Origin of the sequence: Paenibacillus sp. FSL R5-0519, from assembly GCF_037974275.1 — a bacterium.
In the GTDB taxonomy this organism is placed as follows: Bacteria; Bacillota; Bacilli; order Paenibacillales; family Paenibacillaceae; genus Paenibacillus.
Map to the genome: position 1 here is coordinate 874,841 of NZ_CP150234.1, position 17,904 is coordinate 892,744.

Sequence of the window (17,904 nt, forward strand, 5' to 3'; positions counted from 1 at the left end):
GGTCAGGGGCAATGGAAGAAAAGCGAATAAGGGTGGCACCACGGTCTCACGTCCCTTGCGGATGTGGGGCCTTTTTGCGTTCGCAGAGAATGGCAGGATCTTTTTATATACAATCAGGGAGGCGTTATGTGCAATGAAAACAGTACTTTCAGGTATTCAACCAAGCGGTAAGCTCACATTGGGCAACTATATTGGTGCAATCAAAAATTTTGTAAAACTCCAGCATGACTATCAATGTCATTTCATGGTAGTTGATCTTCATGCAATCACCGTGGCTCAGGAGCCAGCAGCTTTGCGTGAACAATCGGAAGCGGTAGCTGCGCTGTTTCTTGCAGCAGGTATTGATCCTTCGAAATCTAACGTATTTCTGCAATCCCATGTACCGCAGCACGCAGAATTGGGCTGGTTGATGACGACGCTGACCTCCATGGGTGAGCTTGAACGCATGACTCAGTTTAAGGATAAATCATCCGGTAAAGATTCCGTTGGTGCCGGACTGTTCGTGTATCCATCATTAATGGCGGCTGATATTTTGTTATACAATGCTGATCTTGTACCTGTAGGTGAAGACCAGAAGCAGCATCTGGAGCTGACACGTGATCTGGCTGGGCGTTTTAACCACCGTTATGGGGAGTACTTCACCATTCCAGATCCGTATATCCCACAGGTAGGTGCACGGGTAATGTCACTTGATGATGCCTCTTCGAAGATGAGTAAAAGTAACCCTAATGCTGGCAGCTATATTGCCCTGCTGGATCCGCCGGATGTCATTCGCAAAAAGATCAGCCGTGCCACTACAGATTCGGGACGTGAAGTTGTCTATGATCCGGCAAACAAACCGGAAGTTAGTAACCTCATGAGTATCTACGCGGAATGTGCGGGTATGACGCTTAAGGAAGTAGCTGAGCGTTATGAAGGCAAAATGTACGGTCCGTTCAAAAAAGAACTGGCTGAAGTGGTTGTGTCTGTGATTGAACCGCTGCAACAACGATATAATGAGATTCGAGAGTCTGGCGAATTGGCTGATGTACTGGATACGTCAGCTCGTCGTGCAGAAGAGGTTGCTTCTCAAACGCTGAGTGCAGTGAAAGAACGTATGGGGTTTGTTCCTAGACGTAAAATGTAGTGCTGCTGAACAAAATGATAGTTAAAGAAATGAATAGTTAACATAAATAAAGAGGAGTCCTATTAAGGGCTCCTCTTTATTAATACGTTCAAACTTGCGTTAGAAAATGACCTGCTCAAGAAGTGGGCTCTGAGGTAGCCGAGCGAACTTCCTGCCGTTCTTTTTTGGCACGAATGACAAAGCCCCAGCCAATGTTGGCAATGGACAGGACGAACAGGAGCGTAGCAAGCCAACCGGAGTAAGAGATTGTGATTGCTGTAACCGTTAACAAGATAATGGATGAAAATGCGAACCATAAGGATAAACCTTTGCTCATTGGGAAAAACCTCCATCTACAAATTTAGTAAAATTCCGTATAACCTGAAGCCTACGAGCCATAATAATCTTGCAAGCTTGCAATGACATTACAGACACAGATTGAAGGGAGATTATAAATATGGCTCAAGGATCTCGTTCTAACAACTTGGTGGTACCTCAAGCAAATTCTGCATTGCAACAATTGAAAATGGAGGCTGCACAGGAACTGGGTGTAACTATCCCGCAAGATGGTTACTATGGTAACTACACTTCCCGTGAAACAGGATCTTTGGGTGGATATATCACCAAACGTCTGGTACAAATCGCTGAGCAGTCTCTGGCTGGGTCTGGCAAATAATTTATCTTAACCAACAGCAATAAAAGAATAAACAGAAAGCCCGGGGCGGAAACGCTCCGGGCTTTCTCGCGTATCAGTTCCTATAACTGATTGTGCCTTGCCATGCTCACTTCGTCAAGGGCGTGCGGATAAAAGTTTTTTATCCATCTTCTCATCGCTTAACCAGCCTACATACGTATCAATCGTTTCAAAATTCCGGTCCATCACAATTACAGCGACAAATGGATATTGTTTTCGGTGTCGATAACGTACATCTGCCCAGCGGACCTTGTAACCGGCAGGCAGTTCTTCCACTTCTGCCACCGCATAAGAGGTGAAATAGAGGAAAGCACTGACTTCCGGTGATTTGCGTGAAGCAGCAACGGCCGCATGAGTAGAAGACGAGGCGTGCAGACTCCATACCAGGTTAGAACCATCCATTTTACCGATCACATAACTGCCGTCCTCAACTCGTTTAACCACATGCCAGCGATTCCAGGATATCGTTGGAATGACGATGTATTTAGCCTGTTCTGGGCTATTATCTAGACGTCTGACTTTTCTGACCGCTTGTGCACGAGCAATCGTTCGCCATATATAATATATACCGGTCAAACTGTACAGCGTAACGAAGAGTGGTGCAGGGGCGATCAGATCAAAGGCCCATAACAAGATAGCTACGACATGCGTAGTGAATAGAAACGGATCAAAAATATGAATGATGTTCCAGGCGATCCAGCGTTCCGTAAAAGGCCGGGCGGCTTGGGTTCCATAGGTGTTGAACAGATCTGTGAATACGTGAAAGCCTACGGCTACAGCAGTCCAGGTAGCGACGTGTCCAATGGGGACACCAGGGAATATCAGGGCAATGACGCCGGTGATGAGCAGAACCCATAACAGGAGAAATGGCAGAGAGTGTGACAAGCCCCGATGATTCCGAATGTAAAGTGAGTTGCTTTTGAGACGTAACGCAGTATCGATGTCAGGGGCCTGGGAGCCAGCGATCGTGCCAACCATTACCGCAGCTGCAAGCATTGGACTCGTTGCGACAACAGGATCGACATAAGCCAGACCAGCTAGACCAATCCCCATGACAAAATGTGTAGAGGTATCCATAAACGTCTCCTTTGTGTGGTGTATCGTTCTAAGGCATATTACTTCTCTATCTAGGTGATACCCATATATAGTGTATAATATCCGTCTGTCCGGATGCAAAACATCCCTAATTTCAAAGTTATGATAATAACTTGGTCCATACCCAATAAATGTACGTGGTTTGTCAAACTATTTTGGCATTTCTTATGATAAACTTTATATCGGAAACAGATAGAAATTTCATCAGAGTATACGAGGTCAGCTTGTTCCATAAATATGTATGGGCATTGTTACGACAAACCGTTACAATAATATAGAATCTCATAAAAAGTAGGTTTCTTGGAGTACATATGTCACAGTAGATGGATGAAGCGAAACAATTGTGATTTTGGATTTACTTATGTATGCGTATTCATAAGAGAAGATACAGAAGGGACGAGGAAGATGCTGAAAAAGTACATATGGACCTGGATACTACTCGGGCTCGCACTGATTATGGTTGTGTATCTGATGTGGGGCACATTATTTGCCAGTAAGGAGAAATTACCCGAGATTCGCGAGATCCAATCCTTTTCCATGGAAAATGTAGATGGCAGTACGGTATCCCTGGAGGATACTCAAGGGAAAGTCCGTTTGTTCTACTTTTATTTCACCAGCTGTCCGGATGTCTGCCCTATTACGACGTTTACGTTATCCCAGGTGCAGGATCTGTTGAAAGAGGACGACACCTTTGGTAAAGATGTCTCGTTTGTATCCATTTCATTCGACCCCAAAGTCGATACGAGAGAGAAGATTAAGACGTTTGCGGATCGCTTCCATGCGGATTATTCCGGATGGTACTTCTTGCGAGGGGATATGGACAAAACAAAACAGTTCGCCAGGGATTCATTCCAGATCCTGATTGAAGGGGAGAATAAGGACGATTTTGCCCATATGAATATGATTGGCTTGGTGGATCAGAATAACCAGCTGCGCAAAGTATATAATGCGTTTAATACAGAGGACGTTGTGCCTGCTGTAATTGCTGAGGATATTCGCAATCTGATCAAGGAATAATCATCGGATAATCTTATTGTAATTGTAAAGGCTGCCTTCAGGTTGAATATCAACCTAAGGCAGCCTTTTGGCATTTCTTTTAAAAGGAAGGATGTTCAGGGTATTGGATGTATGTCTCTAACCCGGCTTTCTCCAGCTGGGCAATGATATACTCATCAGGTGTTCCTTCCACACCCGCATATCCTCGTCGTGTATACATCTGTACTGCATCCGGGAATGCATCCCGAAGCACACCTCTAATTTTTTTGCCGGAACTGTCATTATCCATAAATAAATAAACTTCATCATATCCGACTTGTTTACGTAATGTCTCCAGCTTAAGTGAATTAAGCGTTCCAAACGTGCATAAAATGTTGATTTCGGGTCCAACCAGACGTTTCAGTTTGCTTCGATCATTCTTACCTTCCACAATGACATGAATAGGCATGATATTCACCTCTTGTTCGAGAGCTTATGTCGACATTCCCCGGGAAATGTTGCAGCGAAAATCGACGGATTATATAAGATGGACTCCTTTCTTTACACTGTTCACCACGCGGACAGGAGCACCTGGGATTTCAAAATTCTTTTTCATTTACATCAGGAAATAAATCTGATCAATTGTGGCCGTTACGGTTACGGATCGTTTCTTCGATCGCTGTTGTCTCCAAATTTCTGATTGATTTTTTATAGGTTGAAATGTGGAGACAAAGGCGAACGCTACCGCTTCTTCAAAATCGATTCCGTCCCCTTCACTACTTCCAATGATCGTCCATACCTAATGATGATATTTAAGAAAAAGTTGAAATCTTGAAGACAGCGCTTATGCCTTTTAGGCCGTTCTGTTCGTGTGTAAAACGGTAGTCCATTTTATATAGTTTAGCTGTAAATGGGGGAATGATGCAAAGCTAATGAAAATACAGGCCGAACTGATGTCATAACGTAAGTAGAGAGAGGCTGATCGAAATTTAATTGAATATACTTTTCGGATCGGCGAGGGAAGCTTCGCGTCTGGATGTATAGTATGGAAGCAGCAGCATACCTATCATTAACAAAACAAAGGCGATGAAATAGGGCGATAACCCGACACGGAGTTGTCCAGCCGTGATGGGGCCGATAAATGAGCCGATGGAAGTGGCGATGGATTGCAACGAGAAAATGCGGCCTAACCTGCTTCCACCGCTCAGACGGATAAATAGGGTAGCCATAGCTGGAAAGATAATGCCTTTGGACATCCCGAGTACAAATAATACGGTAGACAACGGAATTTGCGGAATGGCGGCCATTGCAAAAAAACACAAGGACATCAGCAGCACACCCGCAACCAGACGCAGCTTGGGGGAATACCGGTTAAGAAATAACATGCTCAGTGTGAAGAGCGCTCCAATACTGATAATGGAAAATAACAACCCGGTAGACATGATGGATGATTGCCCTCCTCCCCGCAGGGGCAGCTCGAAGAAGAGAATCCCTTGAGCACAAGCAATAACCAGAGGCAGGGCAAAATAGCGCCAGGACACCGGCAGGAATGCACTTTTGGCATCTACTGGTGAAACGTCAGGTTTGGCAGGTTCAGTCACTCTCTCATGCTGCTTGACGATGCCACGAGGCATGGTCATGAAAGCAATCACACCTGTGAGAATGAGCAAGTAACCCAAACCTGAGAATGTAGCAGAGAATCCCATGGAACCCACAATGATCGCCCCGGCTGCGGGAGATACCACAGACGCGAGGGTATGTACTACCCCGTGTCCTGACATATACTTCCCCTGCTTCACCGGATCACTGGATAACTGGGCAAGCAGGGCGAGACATGCAGGAGACAGGAAGGCCAGCACAAAACCGCTGATGGAACGCAGTGCCAGCAGTTGCCAAGGGGTGTGGACATAGGCTTGCAGGAGCAGGATGATTCCTGCCCCAAGCAGACTGAATACAATGTAGCGGCGACTTCCATGTTTATCGATTTGTGTTCCGGCAATGAGATTGCCAGGAAGATGCGTTAAGGAATAGATACCCATCATCCAGCCAATAAAAGTAGGGGCAGCTCCCAGCGAGATGGCAAAAGGGGTCAGAATGGGATACTGGGCGTGCAGATCAAATACAGCAAGGAACAAAAACAGGTATAGCCAGATGGCCGTTTTCACATAAGCCCCTCCTTGTTAAACGATGCATGTGCAAACTACAGGTCTTGAACGTGTTTCCGTTCGCCAGCAGAACCTTATGGTACTACTTGTACGCCTGGCGGGACGAACTTAGACCGTTTATTTTCAAGGGAGAGGGCTTAGCTGACAGCAGCTTCGGAAATCATGTATAATATTCGGGAGTGTTACAAATGAATTCTAATACGGAAGGTGTAATCATGAACATAGAAGTAATCAAAGAGTTTTTGATGCAGAACTGGTTGGTGATCGTGGTTGCATTGATCATATTGTTCTTTGTTCTGAATGTGGTCAAAACCGTATTGAAATGGTTGATTGCCATCATCATTATTGCGGCTCTACTGATATACAGTGGCATCTCCATTGATCAGATCAAACAAACAGTGACAGACGTGCAATCCAGTACGATGGACACATTGAAGAAAGAAGCAACCAGCATGATGCTTAAGGAAGCTTCCAAAGCGACATACGTCAAAGGACAGGATGGAGCGTTCACTATCACAAGTCCCAATGTAGAGATTAAAGGCAGAACACAATCGGATAAAGTCGATGTGACCTTCCGCGGCATTTCACTTGGCGAATGGAAACTCGACAATGAAACGATACGTACGTTTGTCGAACAGGCACGGGAGAACAAAACAGCACCAGCATCGTAGTAAAGGGGGAATCGGTACGTGCTGCAGAATTGGCTGGACAGCCTGAAGGAATTGAATGGCATCACGATTATGCTGCTGCTGATTGTGGCTGCTTCTTTAATACAGGGTTGGTCCAGAGGGGCTTCTCGTTCAGCAGGCAGACTCTTCGGGTTCCTGATGGATGGCATTATGGCGGTTATTGGTATTCTGTTGTCGATCGGTTTAACGTTATGGCTTGCACCATATGTACAGCAGTGGTTGTCTGAGTATGCTTCAGCCATGCCTAACCGTGAGTTGAACCGGTGGGAACAGATGTATTATACGTTGGTGACGGCGATCGCAGATTTTCCACTGATGCGGTTCGCTGTATTATTTGTACTGAGTTATGGACTCATCCGATTGGTTCTCGGATTGCTCTCTTCATTTATTTTCAGCAGCAGGCAGAGGTCAGCCGAGGAAAGTGCGCCGAAAGGTATGCTTAGTCGGCTGACGGGTGCAATCATTGGCACCATCATAGGCTCCGTCCGTGGAATGATTGTCATTGCGGTCTTGTTCATGATTGTCAGTCTTTACCCCGGGAGCATGTTCAGCCGATATGTGGAGGCATCTCCAATCTATATGCAAGGGGCCAAATCGGTAATTGAACCGTTGTCTGGTACGTTTATCAAGGACAAGCTACCCGTATTCACGCAGGCTGTGCAGAAGGAACTGGGCGGCATCCTGCAACGCAAATATGAAGTCATTGACCATAATATTCCGACGGATATTGAATCTGCCGCGAAAGAAATTGTCAAAGGCCAATCGACGGATGAAGCCAAAGCAAGAGCGTTATACGACTGGGTAGGTTCACGTATTCAGTATGACTATGGTAAAGTGGATGACTATGAACAAAAGGGCATATGGCATGAACAGAATCCGCAGAATACATTTGATACACGCAAAGGTGTATGTATTGATTATGCCCGTCTCTATGCTGTGATGGCCCGTTCACAAGGGCTTGAAGTCAAAGTGGTTACAGGACTTGGGTATAACGGTCAGGGCGGATACGGTCCGCATGCATGGAATGAAGTGTATTTAAGCGATTCCGAGAGCTGGGTTCCGCTTGACCCGACATGGGCGATCAGTGGAGACTGGTTCAATCCTCCGAATTTTGCCGACACCCATCTGAAGGATCAATCAGCTTAACATTACTACGGACATGGGTCCGGAATATGACGACGTTGCCAGGTTATCATGCCGGAAAGAATCAGTTTGAGCGGTATGCATCAAGTCATGAAAGAGGTAGGATGGATGAAAAAGCATTCCAATGAGAAGGATGAACTTACAGACAAACGGCGATTCAGTTACCGAATGAACGTATTTTTCTTCGCTTCCTTTGTTATTTTTAGCGTTATTATTGTACGTTTGGCATTTTTGCAATTTGTCGAAGGGCCTGAACTCAGTCAGGAAGAAGCAAGTAACATTACGAAGGATGTACCGCTTCCTCCTGTCAGAGGTACGATCTATGATTCTACTGGTGAGGTGAAATTGGCTTACTCCAAGCCCATTCAGTCTCTATACCTGACTCTGTATAAGAATTATGGGGATGTGGATGGGAAACCAAGTCCTAACATAGGGGAAGTGCAGGATATTGCAACCCGGTTGCATGATGTGTTTGAACAGTACAAATCGAAGGATTCAGAGTCACTTACAGTGGAACAGATCATTGAAGAGATGGACTTGAACTCCCGCAAAGCGAACGGTTTTATGCCACGTTTGATCAAGAGTGATCTGTCCGAGGGAGAAGTCGCTTATTTCCTTCAGCACAAGGACGAGTTCAAAGGTATTCAGATCGTCGAGGAGAGTGTACGGTTCTATGATCCGGATACGGTAGCAGTTCAGACGATCGGTTATCTGAAGAAATTTAAAAGTTCGAAAACCTTGAATAAATACAAAGAAGTGGACGAGGCCAACAAAACGCAAACGGACCCGGGCTTGGTTTATACGGAAAATGAATTTGTAGGTTTTGATGGACTTGAGCTGCAATATCAGGATGCCCTCCGCGGCAAAAGCGGATATACATCCGTTGATGTGGATTTGCGTAACTTGCCTGAAGGTGTGGCTGGTTCTACCCCGCCGGAGAAAGGTTACGACCTGATTTCCAGCATTAACAAGAACGTTCAGGTGAAAACAGAACAGGCCATTCTGGATCAGTTGAGTTGGCTTCATCGGAACCCGGTTTCTGGTCGATTGCATCCAAATGCAAAGACGGGATTTGCAGTTGCGATGGAAGTGGATACGGGAAAAATCATATCTGCTGCCAGTATGCCCGATTATGATACCAACATCTGGAGAACAGGCAGTATCACAAATGATCAGTATGATGATATCAAGTATGTGTATCAAAATGGTACGATTCGTTCATTCCCTCCGGATGACTCTAAAAAGCGAGCTGAATCAATCGTGCTACTCGGCTCCACCATCAAACCGCTTAGTGTCTTGATCGGTTTGAAAGAAGGTTTCTTCACCACCAATACGGTTTATTCGGATAGAGGTTCAACGACCTTTGGTGGAGACAACCGCAGAGTGCAGAACTCATCAGGGCATGTGTATGGTGCAATGTATCCTCGTGATGCGATTCGTCATTCCTCGAACGTATTCATGATTGATGAGATCGGGAAGAAGTTGTACTCGAAATACGGTGCGACTGGAATTGAGAAATGGGATGAATACATGAAGCAGTTCGGCCTTGGGATATCTACAGGGGTTGATTTGCCGAATGAGTTCTTGGGCATACGGGATTACATGAACGAGACGGAAAGCTCGCTGACTCGTCTCGTGTATGGTTCCTTTGGTCAGCAAGGGAAATATACAACGATGCAGCTTGCTCAGTACACGACGATGCTGGCGAATAAAGGAAAACGGATGGAGCCACAACTGGTTCGAGAGTTCCGTGATTCGGAAGGCAACGTAGTGGAGAAAATAAAACCGAAGGTACTTAGCACGGTGGAGTTTAACGATGCATACTGGAATGAAGTGCAACGAGGCATGGCCACCGAAGTTTCGGCATTTAGTGGATTCCCTTATGACTTTGCCAGAAAAACAGGAACATCGACACAGGTAGTAGGTGGCAAACTGGTGGATAACGGGGTGTTTATCGCCTATGCTCCACGTAATAATCCGAAGCTTGCTGTCGCTGTGGTTATTCCCGAAGGGGGCTTTGGTTCGAGTAGTGCGGCTCCGGTTGCACGTGCGATCTTCGATGCCTATGACGAGGAATTCGGTCTTGATGGTGTACCGAAAAAGGACAAAAATAAAGATTCAGAATCGGAATCAGGCACACAGTGATGTGCGGCGCTGGTTACAGAGAGGACCCTTAGAGGGTCCTCTCTTTTGTTTTTACAAGGAGAATGGATCGTAAGAGTGAACTATTTAGTTGCATTAATATGTAACCATATGAGCTGTACCACGTTTATATAAGGGAAGGGTAAACGCGATCCGGAGAAGGGGACAAACGTTGATATGTCAGTGTTTACATTGAAATCAATAGATTGGGTAGTGTACGTTTCTGTTTACGAAAATGTAACCAAAATTTGAAAGACGTGACAGCTAACCTTTGGTAGACTTGTATGAGATAGGATTAAATAGGGGATTGAACACGTTCACAAAACGGATTAAATATTTTATTTTTATAGAGGAACGGGAGAGGCTTAAAACATGTTTAACCGATTGAGGAAGAAACCCATGACTGAGGAAGATACACCCGTCAACAAGCCTTCCACCGCAAGGCTGAATCTGTTTTTTTTCGCGGCATTTGTCATATTCAGTATCCTTATTTTCAGATTAGCCTTTGTGCAGTTTGTGGAGGGTCCTGAACTGACGTATATGGAAACGAGTCGTAATACCAAAGATATTCCACTTGCACCTGTTCGCGGTCCCATCTATGATGCGACAGGGGAAGTCGCGCTCGCTTATTCCGAACCTGTACAGTCCCTGTATGTGCTGTTATATGAGGATTATCGGAATGATGAACGTAGACAGGAAGCAGAGGAACTGGCTCATGATCTGGCGGCTGTGTTTAAGCAGTTTAATCCAGGAGACAAAGAGCAGCCGGACGCGGAAGAAATCATCAAACGATTGGATCTGGACTACCAGAAAACGTTTGGATATGTGCCGAGGCTGGTGAAGTCTGATCTATCGACCAAAGAAATTGCCTTTTTCATGGAGAAAAAAGCGAAGTATCCGGGCGTTATGGTGCTGGAAGAAAACATACGGAAATATGACCCGGATGGTGTAGCAGTTCAGATTGTGGGTTACACACGAGAGTTTAAACGGGCACCAGATTCCATTGCCAAATATAAAGCCATCCGCGAGGGGGCAAGTAACCAACGTGATCCTGGTCTTGTGTACCATGAGGAGGAGAAGGTTGGCTTTGATGGGCTCGAGCTGCAATATCAGGAAGAACTCCGTGGACGAAGCGGATATCAGTCCATTGATATTGACGCACGTAATCTGCCGGATGGAACGATGCTACAGACTCCACCGGAGAAAGGCTACAGTCTGGTTTCCACCATCAACAAGGAAATTCAGATGGCTGCACAAGAGGCGATTACGGACGAACTGCGCAGACTCCCGAAGGCGATTACTGGATATGCAGTAGCCATGGAAGTGGATACGGGAAATGTGGTAGCGATGGCGAGTATGCCGGATTATGATCCGAACGATTGGGATTATGACAAAATCAAGTATGTGTTTCGAAACGGAACCACCGAGTCGTTCCCACCGAATGATGCCAAGCCTAGTCGTGCGGAATCCGTAGTACTTCTTGGATCAGTAATCAAACCGCTAAGTGTGCTGATTGGATTAAAAGAGGGATTATTTACAGCAGGACAGACCTATCATGATCAGGGATATGCCATTCTGGGGAAAGATGGACGACAAGTAAAGAACTCACATTCTGCTTATAATGGTTCTATTACGGCGAGAAGAGCGATCGAGAAATCCTCCAATGCGTTTATGATCGATATGGTAGGTAAACGTTTGTTAAGTAAATATGGCTCGGATAAAGGAATTGATATCTGGGACAAACACATGAAGGAATTTGGCTTGGGTGTGTCCACTGGTGTAGATCTGCCTAATGAATTTCTGGGTAGGCTAGAATATAATAATAAAGACGAATCAGCTCTAACACGTTTGGCATTTGCATCGTTTGGACAACAAGCGAAGTACACTACTATGCAACTCGCACAATACACGACGATGCTTGCCAATAAAGGGAAACGGATGGAGCCTCACTTAGTGAAGGAAATCCGTGACGCGGACGGCAATGTAGTGAAGGAAATCAAACCTAAAGTGCTCAATAAAGTTGATTTTGCCGATGCGCACTGGAATGAAGTTCATAAAGGTATGGTTACTAAAGTAAGTTCATTTGATGGTTTCCCTTACGATTTTGCTCGGAAAACAGGAACATCAGAGCAGGGGACCGGACCGAACAAAAAAGAGAATGGTGTATTTATCGCCTTTGCACCACGAGATAATCCAAAGCTTGCTGTAGCTGTCGTTGTACCTGAAGGTGGGTTCGGGTCAGTCAGTGCGTCGCCGATTGCACGGAAAATCTTCGATGCATACGATGAAGTGTACGGTCTTGACGGAACACCAAAAGGGAAAAAAGACGAAGCAAAAGACAAAGAGTAACGCAAAGAACATCGCGGGAATCAGCTCTTTTAACATCGTAACCAAACGGTTCATGAAGTGAATTAAATGTACATTTGGACAGGCAGGGGAAATAATCCCTTGCCTTTTTTTTTGGCTTCGGATAAAATTTGCACAAGGGAAACATTATTAGTCTTGATTAAAACTTAATACCTTGTACAACAAAATTAGATGTGGACAATACTTTTAGGAGAGGGAAAGGGGACGATTGAATTGTTAATGGTGAAGATGAGGAGTATTCAGAGGGGAGTCATCACGCTAGCGGCTCTGGTGCTGGTTGTCGTACTTTCAGCATGTTCAAGTGATGCGGAGACGAGCAACAACGGCAAGCTGCAAGTAACCGCTACAACGGGCATGATCGCTGACGTAGCACGTGAGGTAGGCGGAGCATATGTTGAGGTTACCGGGCTCATGGGCCCGGGCGTTGACCCCCACTTGTACAAGGCATCCCAAGGTGATATTCGCAAGCTGGAACAAGCAAAAGTCATTTTTTATAATGGACTGCATCTCGAAGGCAAAATGACAGACATTTTGGAGAAAATGTCCTCAAGCAAGCTGGTTACAGCTGTTACAGAGACCATTCCAGTCGAGGAGTTACACTCAGGCAAAGACACAGGCGGCACGGAATATGACCCACACGTCTGGTTTAACGTCAGCCACTGGATGCATGCGGCAGAGGCCGTGCGCGATACGCTCGTGGAGGCGGACCCGGATCATGCGGAAGAATACAAGGCTCAGGCAGAGACATACCTGGCGAAGCTCAAAGATCTGGATACCGAGGTACGTGAGAAGATTCTGGAGATTCCAGAAGCAAGCCGGGTATTGGTCACGGCACATGATGCATTTGGATATTTCGGTCAGGCTTATGGCATGAAAGTGATGGGGCTTCAGGGCATTAGTACAGCAGCCGAATACGGTGCAAAAGATGTTAGCGAACTGAGAGATTATCTCGTGGATAACCAGATCAAAGCCGTTTTTGTTGAATCGAGTGTGCCTGCCAAAGCGATGGAAGCCATTATTGCCGGAGCGGCTCAAAAAGGGCATACGGTCAGCATTGGTGGAGAACTGTTCTCGGATGCCATGGGGGCTGAAGGAACGGAAGAAGGCACATATATCGGTATGATTCGCCACAATGTTGAGACGATTGTAGAAGCCTTGAAATAATGAATCCTATGAAGAGAGGAGTTACAGGATTATGAATGATACTATTTTATCGCAACAAACCCCTTCGAATCTGAACAACAGCCACTTGCAGGGAACGCTGCCTACATCAGCTCCTCTTAGTGTGAGGGATTTGGCCGTTGCGTATCACAAAAAGCCGGTGCTTAGCAGCGTTTCCTTCGACATCCCGGAAGGGCAGCTTATCGGAATTCTCGGACCGAATGGTGCAGGGAAATCGACCCTGATCAAAGCCGTTCTGGGACTGGTACCGAAGATGCACGGTGAGGTACGGATCTTCGGACAATCTTACCGGGAACAACGGCGTCGTATTGGATATGTACCCCAACGGGAATCGGTCGACTGGGATTTCCCTACGCATGCACTCGATGTAGTGATGATGGGACGGTATGGTCATCTGGGCTGGTTCCGTCGTCCGGGGAAAAAGGAGAGAGACCTGGCAGCACACTGCCTGGAACAAGTTGGCATGGGCGATTACATGTACCGTCAGATCAGTCAGTTGTCCGGTGGACAGCAGCAGCGTGTCTTTCTGGCGCGGGCACTCGTGCAAGACGCAGATCTGTATTTCATGGATGAGCCGTTTGCAGGTGTGGATGCAACCACGGAGAAAGCGATCATTTCCCTGTTGGAACAGTTGAAGAAACAAGGTAAGACGGTACTGGTTGTTCACCATGATCTGGCAACAGTTGAGGAGTACTTCGACCATGTGCTGTTGCTTAATGGACGACTGGTGGCAGGTGGGCCGACAAGTGAAGTATTTGTACCGGATACACTGCAAGAGACGTACGGAGGCCGGATTGCCATGATCGGAAGCCGGACGGAGAAAGGCAAGGTGTAGTACATGTGGAACTGGATCATTGCCATCTTGTCCGACCCCAATACCCGTTGGATATTGCTTGGCTGTCTGCTGCTTGGATTCAGCAGTGGAATTATTGGCTCCTTCACCTTCCTTCGCAAGCAGAGTCTGATGGGGGACACCCTTGCCCATGCTGCGCTGCCTGGGATCTGTATTGCATTTATGTTGACGGAAACGAAGTCCGTAGGTTTATTCCTGTTCGGTGCTCTGGTGGCCGGTATTGTCGCTACCTTCGGAATTTCGTGGATTACACGCTACTCCCGGATCAAACAGGATGCGGCGATGGGCATTGTATTGACCGTATTTTTCGGGATTGGTGTAGTGATGCTGACGCGCATCCAGCATGGAGCGAGCGGAAGTCAAAGCGGACTTGATAAATATTTGTTTGGGCAGGCGGCATCCATGGTCATGACGGATGTGTATGTCATGGGTGGTGTATGTCTCGTATTGCTGATTGCCTGTCTGGCCTGGTTCAAGGAATTCAAACTGGTGAGTTTTGACCCGGGATTTGCACGAGGTATGGGACTGCCAGTTGCCATGTTGGAGCAGCTTATTCTGCTCTTGACGGTAATCGCGGTGGTGGCCGGGATTCAGGCGGTTGGTGTGGTGCTTGTTGCAGCCTTGCTGGTAACTCCGGCAGCAGCGGCACGTTGCTGGACCGACTCACTCGCACTGATGGTGGTGTTGGCAGGCATATTTGGTGCATTGAGTGGAGCGACAGGAACCATCTTCAGCACGCTTGTTCCTAATCTGCCGACAGGTCCTGTAACTGTTCTTGCGGCTACGGCGTTGTTTGCCGGATCAGCCTTGCTCGCACCGCGTCGTGGATTATTAGCCAGGCGGTTACGCAGTATTCAGGCGAAGTCCGCATATATGCGTGAAGAGCGGGCTACACTTCAGACTCTCGCCACACAGCGGAATCAGCAGGAACGGGGGGAGATGTAATGGCAACGTTTTGGATTATCTTGACGGCCGTACTGGTTTCTTCTGCCTGCGCCATCCTCGGTTGTTTTCTGATTCTGCGGCGAATGGCTCTGGTCGGTGATGCGATCAGCCATGCGGTTCTCCCTGGTATTGCGATTGCTTTCCTGTGGAGCGGTTCCAGAGATTCGTTGTGGATGCTGCTCGGTGCAACGGTGTTTGGATTACTTACGGTGTTCTTCATACAGAGTTTACAGGCAGGTGGACTCTCGTCTGATGCCTCGATCGGAATTGTGTTCACAGCACTCTTCGCCGTAGGTGTCATTCTGATTAGTCTAAACGCTCAGCACATCGATCTGGATCTGGACTGTGTCTTGTTCGGTGAGATCGCTTATGTACAGTGGGATACGCTAACCCTTGGGGGCACTGATGTGGGGCCGAGGGCAGTCTGGATGCTTGGTATCACGTTACTCGTTATCCTCGTCGTCATTGGGCTGTTCTACAAACAGTTCAAGTTGTGTGCCTTCGATCCGGCGCTGGCTGCTGCCTGTGGCATTCCAGTAGTGCTGTTCCACTATCTGCTCATGGGACTCGTTTCCATGACATCCGTAGCTTCATTTGAAAGTGTGGGTTCAATCCTCGTGGTGGGCATGCTGATTGTGCCTGCGGCGACGGCGTACCTGCTCACAGATCGTCTGGGTAAAATGATTCTGTATGCCGTTTTGATCGGAGCAGCTTCCTCGGTTGGAGGTTACATCATGGCATACGCCCTGGATGCTTCCATCGCGGGCTGCATGGTGGCATTTGCTGGGGTTTTGTTTGTTCTCGCACTGCTGCTGTCCCCAAAACATGGCATTGTATTCCGTTACGCTCGTCGCAAATTCGCAGCACGGTAATTGAAGGTTAAAGTGAATTATAGGTGAATAAACAAAATTACAAGAAGCCGTCTGCAATGCAGGCGGTTTTTTGCGTGTCTGGACGTATGACTTTACAAAGGGCAACCGGATATAAGAAATGTAATATAAAATGATATTGTAGCGTCATCCTGCTGATTACGGGTTATTTTGTTGCATACAGATGATCTGTGGTAAAATGTCGTTAGCTGTGACGTCCGGAGCGTCCGTTTTTACGGAAGCCGGGCGATCTTGTTGTGAAAGAATGTTTACCAATAGATAAAGAGAACCTTTAAGTTGATCTGGAGAACCATTGTGGAACGGAAAGGGCTCCCTTTAATGCCTGAATGGATATCCATGAGTTCAACTTGGAGAGAGACAACCTAGGAGGAACTACTGTATGAGTGAACTGAAATACAAATTGCTTGCATTGGATATGGATGGAACATTGCTTAATGATAATCATGAAATTACGCAGGAGACCGCCAAGTGGATTCAGATTGCCATTCGTCGGGGTGTACATGTGTGCCTATCCACGGGAAGAGCCGTTTTCCACGCGATGCCTTATGCGGTGCAACTTGGGCTGGAGACACCGATGGTTACTGTTAACGGCAGTGAGGTCTGGAAAGCTCCGCATGATCTGCATATGCGTCATCTGATGGACCCGGCATTGATTCGCAGAATGCAGGAGATCGGTGAGAAATATAACAGCTGGTACTGGGCATACTCCGTGGAAGAGCTGTTCAATCGTGACCGTTGGACGGACAATATTGAAGGTCTGGAATGGTTGAAATTCGGCTTCAATACCGAAGTGGATGAAGTTCGTCACCAGATCATGATGGAACTGCAACAAATGGGTGGTCTGCAAATGACGAATTCCTCACCCGTTAATATTGAGATCAACCCTGCAGGTATATCCAAAGCTAGTGGTGTAGCGGAAGTCTGCAAGCTGCTGGGCATCGAGATGTCCGAAGTTGTTGCTGTCGGAGACAGCTTGAACGATCTGGCTGTCATTGAGGCGGTAGGTTTGGGTGTAGCTATGGGTAATGCGCAAGAGCAGGTGAAGGAAGCGGCTGATCTGATCGTAGCGAGTAACAATGAAGACGGCATCGTCGAAGTGATTCGTGAACATATTTTGAAGGGGGAGTAACCTTTGCTCGCAACCGTTGCCTGGATTTTAATTGTGCTGCTGTTTGCAGTGGGGATGGCCGGAACGGTATATCCCATACTGCCTGGTGCTGTAGCGATTTTCTTCGCGTTTCTGGTCTACGGCTGGTTCTTCAGCTTTGATCCGTTCGGTGTATGGTTCTGGATCATCCAGATTCTGATTGTGGTTGTGTTGTTTGTGGCTGATTATGTCGTCAGCGCATGGGGTGTGAAGAAGTTCGGTGGCTCCAAGTTATCGACCACGCTGAGTACCATTGGTGTTATCATTGGCCCATTTGTCATTCCGGCATTCGGACTGGTGTTGGGACCATTTATCGGTGCTTTTATCGGGGAACTGATCGGAGGGTCTTCACCTTCCAAAGCATCGAAAGTTGGATTTGGTTCCGTCGTGGGACTATTTACGAGTACGGTGATGAAAATTATTTTGCAAATCGTCATGATTGTTCTCTTTATTATCTGGGTGGTAAGATTCGCCTAAACGTTCAGGATTAGCTTCAACGGGATGCACGTCCG

General features: G+C 46.8%; 17 protein-coding genes and 1 other annotated feature (1 of these 18 running past the window's edge). Of the genes, 13 read left to right on the top strand and 4 right to left on the bottom strand.

Annotated features, from left to right (window positions below; translation table 11 throughout):
- Positions 1-59, top strand: a binding site (T-box leader); it begins 209 nt to the left of the window's first position.
- 74 nt (positions 60-133) lie between these two features.
- A complete protein-coding gene (gene trpS / locus MKY73_RS03855; protein ID WP_339305746.1) occupies positions 134-1,126 on the top strand; it encodes a tryptophan--tRNA ligase in 993 nt (330 codons plus the stop codon).
- 115 nt (positions 1,127-1,241) lie between these two features.
- On the opposite strand, the gene MKY73_RS03860 is transcribed toward trpS, so the two are convergent.
- Positions 1,242-1,442: a hypothetical protein gene (locus MKY73_RS03860; protein ID WP_253440716.1), complete on the bottom strand. Its 201-nt coding sequence runs from the start codon at positions 1,440-1,442 to the stop codon at positions 1,242-1,244.
- A 120-nt stretch (positions 1,443-1,562) separates the two neighbouring features.
- Between MKY73_RS03860 and MKY73_RS03865 the strand changes: the two genes are divergently transcribed.
- Positions 1,563-1,781: an alpha/beta-type small acid-soluble spore protein gene (locus MKY73_RS03865; RefSeq protein ID WP_024634589.1), complete on the top strand. Its 219-nt coding sequence runs from the start codon at positions 1,563-1,565 to the stop codon at positions 1,779-1,781.
- A gap of 114 nt (positions 1,782-1,895) precedes the next feature.
- Here MKY73_RS03865 and MKY73_RS03870 read toward each other — a convergent pair whose 3' ends face one another.
- Positions 1,896-2,876 (bottom strand): metal-dependent hydrolase, encoded by a 981-nt coding sequence (locus MKY73_RS03870; RefSeq protein WP_339305748.1) that lies wholly within the window; start codon positions 2,874-2,876, stop codon positions 1,896-1,898.
- A 423-nt stretch (positions 2,877-3,299) separates the two neighbouring features.
- Here MKY73_RS03870 and MKY73_RS03875 point away from each other — a divergent pair, with 423 nt between their 5' ends.
- Entirely contained in the window at positions 3,300-3,911 is a 612-nt protein-coding gene (locus MKY73_RS03875; RefSeq protein WP_339305750.1) for an SCO family protein, read from the top strand.
- A gap of 79 nt (positions 3,912-3,990) precedes the next feature.
- On the opposite strand, the gene MKY73_RS03880 is transcribed toward MKY73_RS03875, so the two are convergent.
- Both MKY73_RS03880 and MKY73_RS03885 read right to left on the bottom strand, forming a co-directional pair.
- Positions 3,991-4,338 carry a toprim domain-containing protein gene (locus MKY73_RS03880; protein ID WP_192135859.1) on the bottom strand — a complete coding sequence of 116 codons (348 nt, stop codon included), beginning with the start codon at positions 4,336-4,338 and terminating at the stop codon, positions 3,991-3,993.
- 520 nt (positions 4,339-4,858) lie between these two features.
- The gene (locus MKY73_RS03885) at positions 4,859-6,034 is read right to left on the bottom strand and encodes an MFS transporter (protein ID WP_339305752.1); all 1,176 of its coding nucleotides are present in this window, start codon (positions 6,032-6,034) and stop codon (positions 4,859-4,861) included.
- A gap of 188 nt (positions 6,035-6,222) precedes the next feature.
- Here MKY73_RS03885 and MKY73_RS03890 point away from each other — a divergent pair, with 188 nt between their 5' ends.
- The 10 genes from MKY73_RS03890 to MKY73_RS03935 all read left to right on the top strand — a co-directional run bounded on the left by MKY73_RS03890 (position 6,223) and on the right by MKY73_RS03935 (position 17,869).
- Complete coding sequence (locus MKY73_RS03890) at positions 6,223-6,705, top strand: ATPase (protein WP_339305754.1); 483 nt, start codon at positions 6,223-6,225, stop codon at positions 6,703-6,705.
- Between the two features lie 18 nt (positions 6,706-6,723).
- Entirely contained in the window at positions 6,724-7,869 is a 1,146-nt protein-coding gene (locus MKY73_RS03895) for a transglutaminase domain-containing protein (RefSeq protein ID WP_339305755.1), read from the top strand.
- Positions 7,870-7,974: 105 nt separating this feature from the next.
- The gene (locus MKY73_RS03900) at positions 7,975-10,011 is read left to right on the top strand and encodes a penicillin-binding transpeptidase domain-containing protein (RefSeq protein ID WP_339305757.1); all 2,037 of its coding nucleotides are present in this window, start codon (positions 7,975-7,977) and stop codon (positions 10,009-10,011) included.
- 396 nt (positions 10,012-10,407) lie between these two features.
- Positions 10,408-12,357, top strand: coding sequence for a penicillin-binding protein 2 (locus MKY73_RS03905; RefSeq protein ID WP_339308474.1), 1,950 nt, complete (start codon positions 10,408-10,410; stop codon positions 12,355-12,357).
- 237 nt (positions 12,358-12,594) lie between these two features.
- The gene (locus MKY73_RS03910) at positions 12,595-13,539 is read left to right on the top strand and encodes a zinc ABC transporter substrate-binding protein (protein WP_339308476.1); all 945 of its coding nucleotides are present in this window, start codon (positions 12,595-12,597) and stop codon (positions 13,537-13,539) included.
- Between the two features lie 31 nt (positions 13,540-13,570).
- Complete coding sequence (locus MKY73_RS03915; protein WP_339305759.1) at positions 13,571-14,392, top strand: metal ABC transporter ATP-binding protein; 822 nt, start codon at positions 13,571-13,573, stop codon at positions 14,390-14,392.
- Between the two features lie 3 nt (positions 14,393-14,395).
- Positions 14,396-15,355 carry a metal ABC transporter permease gene (locus MKY73_RS03920; RefSeq protein ID WP_339305761.1) on the top strand — a complete coding sequence of 320 codons (960 nt, stop codon included), beginning with the start codon at positions 14,396-14,398 and terminating at the stop codon, positions 15,353-15,355.
- Positions 15,355-16,227, top strand: coding sequence for a metal ABC transporter permease (locus MKY73_RS03925; protein ID WP_339305763.1), 873 nt, complete (start codon positions 15,355-15,357; stop codon positions 16,225-16,227). The genes MKY73_RS03920 and MKY73_RS03925 overlap by 1 nt, the downstream gene beginning before the upstream one ends.
- A gap of 397 nt (positions 16,228-16,624) precedes the next feature.
- Complete coding sequence (locus tag MKY73_RS03930) at positions 16,625-17,374, top strand: Cof-type HAD-IIB family hydrolase (protein WP_339237542.1); 750 nt, start codon at positions 16,625-16,627, stop codon at positions 17,372-17,374.
- Positions 17,375-17,428: 54 nt separating this feature from the next.
- Positions 17,429-17,869 carry a DUF456 domain-containing protein gene (locus MKY73_RS03935; protein ID WP_047841365.1) on the top strand — a complete coding sequence of 147 codons (441 nt, stop codon included), beginning with the start codon at positions 17,429-17,431 and terminating at the stop codon, positions 17,867-17,869.
- Positions 17,870-17,904: the final 35 nt, after the last annotated feature.

Coding starts and splice junctions, on each gene's coding strand:
- MKY73_RS03880 (WP_192135859.1), bottom strand. CDS start 4,338: ATGCCTATTCATGTCATTGTGGAAGGTAAGAATGATCGAAGCAAACTG.
- MKY73_RS03900 (WP_339305757.1), top strand. CDS start 7,975: ATGAAAAAGCATTCCAATGAGAAGGATGAACTTACAGACAAACGGCGA.
- MKY73_RS03930 (WP_339237542.1), top strand. CDS start 16,625: ATGAGTGAACTGAAATACAAATTGCTTGCATTGGATATGGATGGAACA.
- MKY73_RS03870 (WP_339305748.1), bottom strand. CDS start 2,876: ATGGATACCTCTACACATTTTGTCATGGGGATTGGTCTAGCTGGTCTG.
- MKY73_RS03915 (WP_339305759.1), top strand. CDS start 13,571: ATGAATGATACTATTTTATCGCAACAAACCCCTTCGAATCTGAACAAC.
- trpS (WP_339305746.1), top strand. CDS start 134: ATGAAAACAGTACTTTCAGGTATTCAACCAAGCGGTAAGCTCACATTG.
- MKY73_RS03875 (WP_339305750.1), top strand. CDS start 3,300: ATGCTGAAAAAGTACATATGGACCTGGATACTACTCGGGCTCGCACTG.
- MKY73_RS03865 (WP_024634589.1), top strand. CDS start 1,563: ATGGCTCAAGGATCTCGTTCTAACAACTTGGTGGTACCTCAAGCAAAT.
- MKY73_RS03935 (WP_047841365.1), top strand. CDS start 17,429: ATGGCCGGAACGGTATATCCCATACTGCCTGGTGCTGTAGCGATTTTC.
- MKY73_RS03905 (WP_339308474.1), top strand. CDS start 10,408: ATGACTGAGGAAGATACACCCGTCAACAAGCCTTCCACCGCAAGGCTG.
- MKY73_RS03910 (WP_339308476.1), top strand. CDS start 12,595: ATGGTGAAGATGAGGAGTATTCAGAGGGGAGTCATCACGCTAGCGGCT.
- MKY73_RS03860 (WP_253440716.1), bottom strand. CDS start 1,442: ATGAGCAAAGGTTTATCCTTATGGTTCGCATTTTCATCCATTATCTTG.
- MKY73_RS03890 (WP_339305754.1), top strand. CDS start 6,223: ATGAATTCTAATACGGAAGGTGTAATCATGAACATAGAAGTAATCAAA.
- MKY73_RS03925 (WP_339305763.1), top strand. CDS start 15,355: ATGGCAACGTTTTGGATTATCTTGACGGCCGTACTGGTTTCTTCTGCC.
- MKY73_RS03920 (WP_339305761.1), top strand. CDS start 14,396: ATGTGGAACTGGATCATTGCCATCTTGTCCGACCCCAATACCCGTTGG.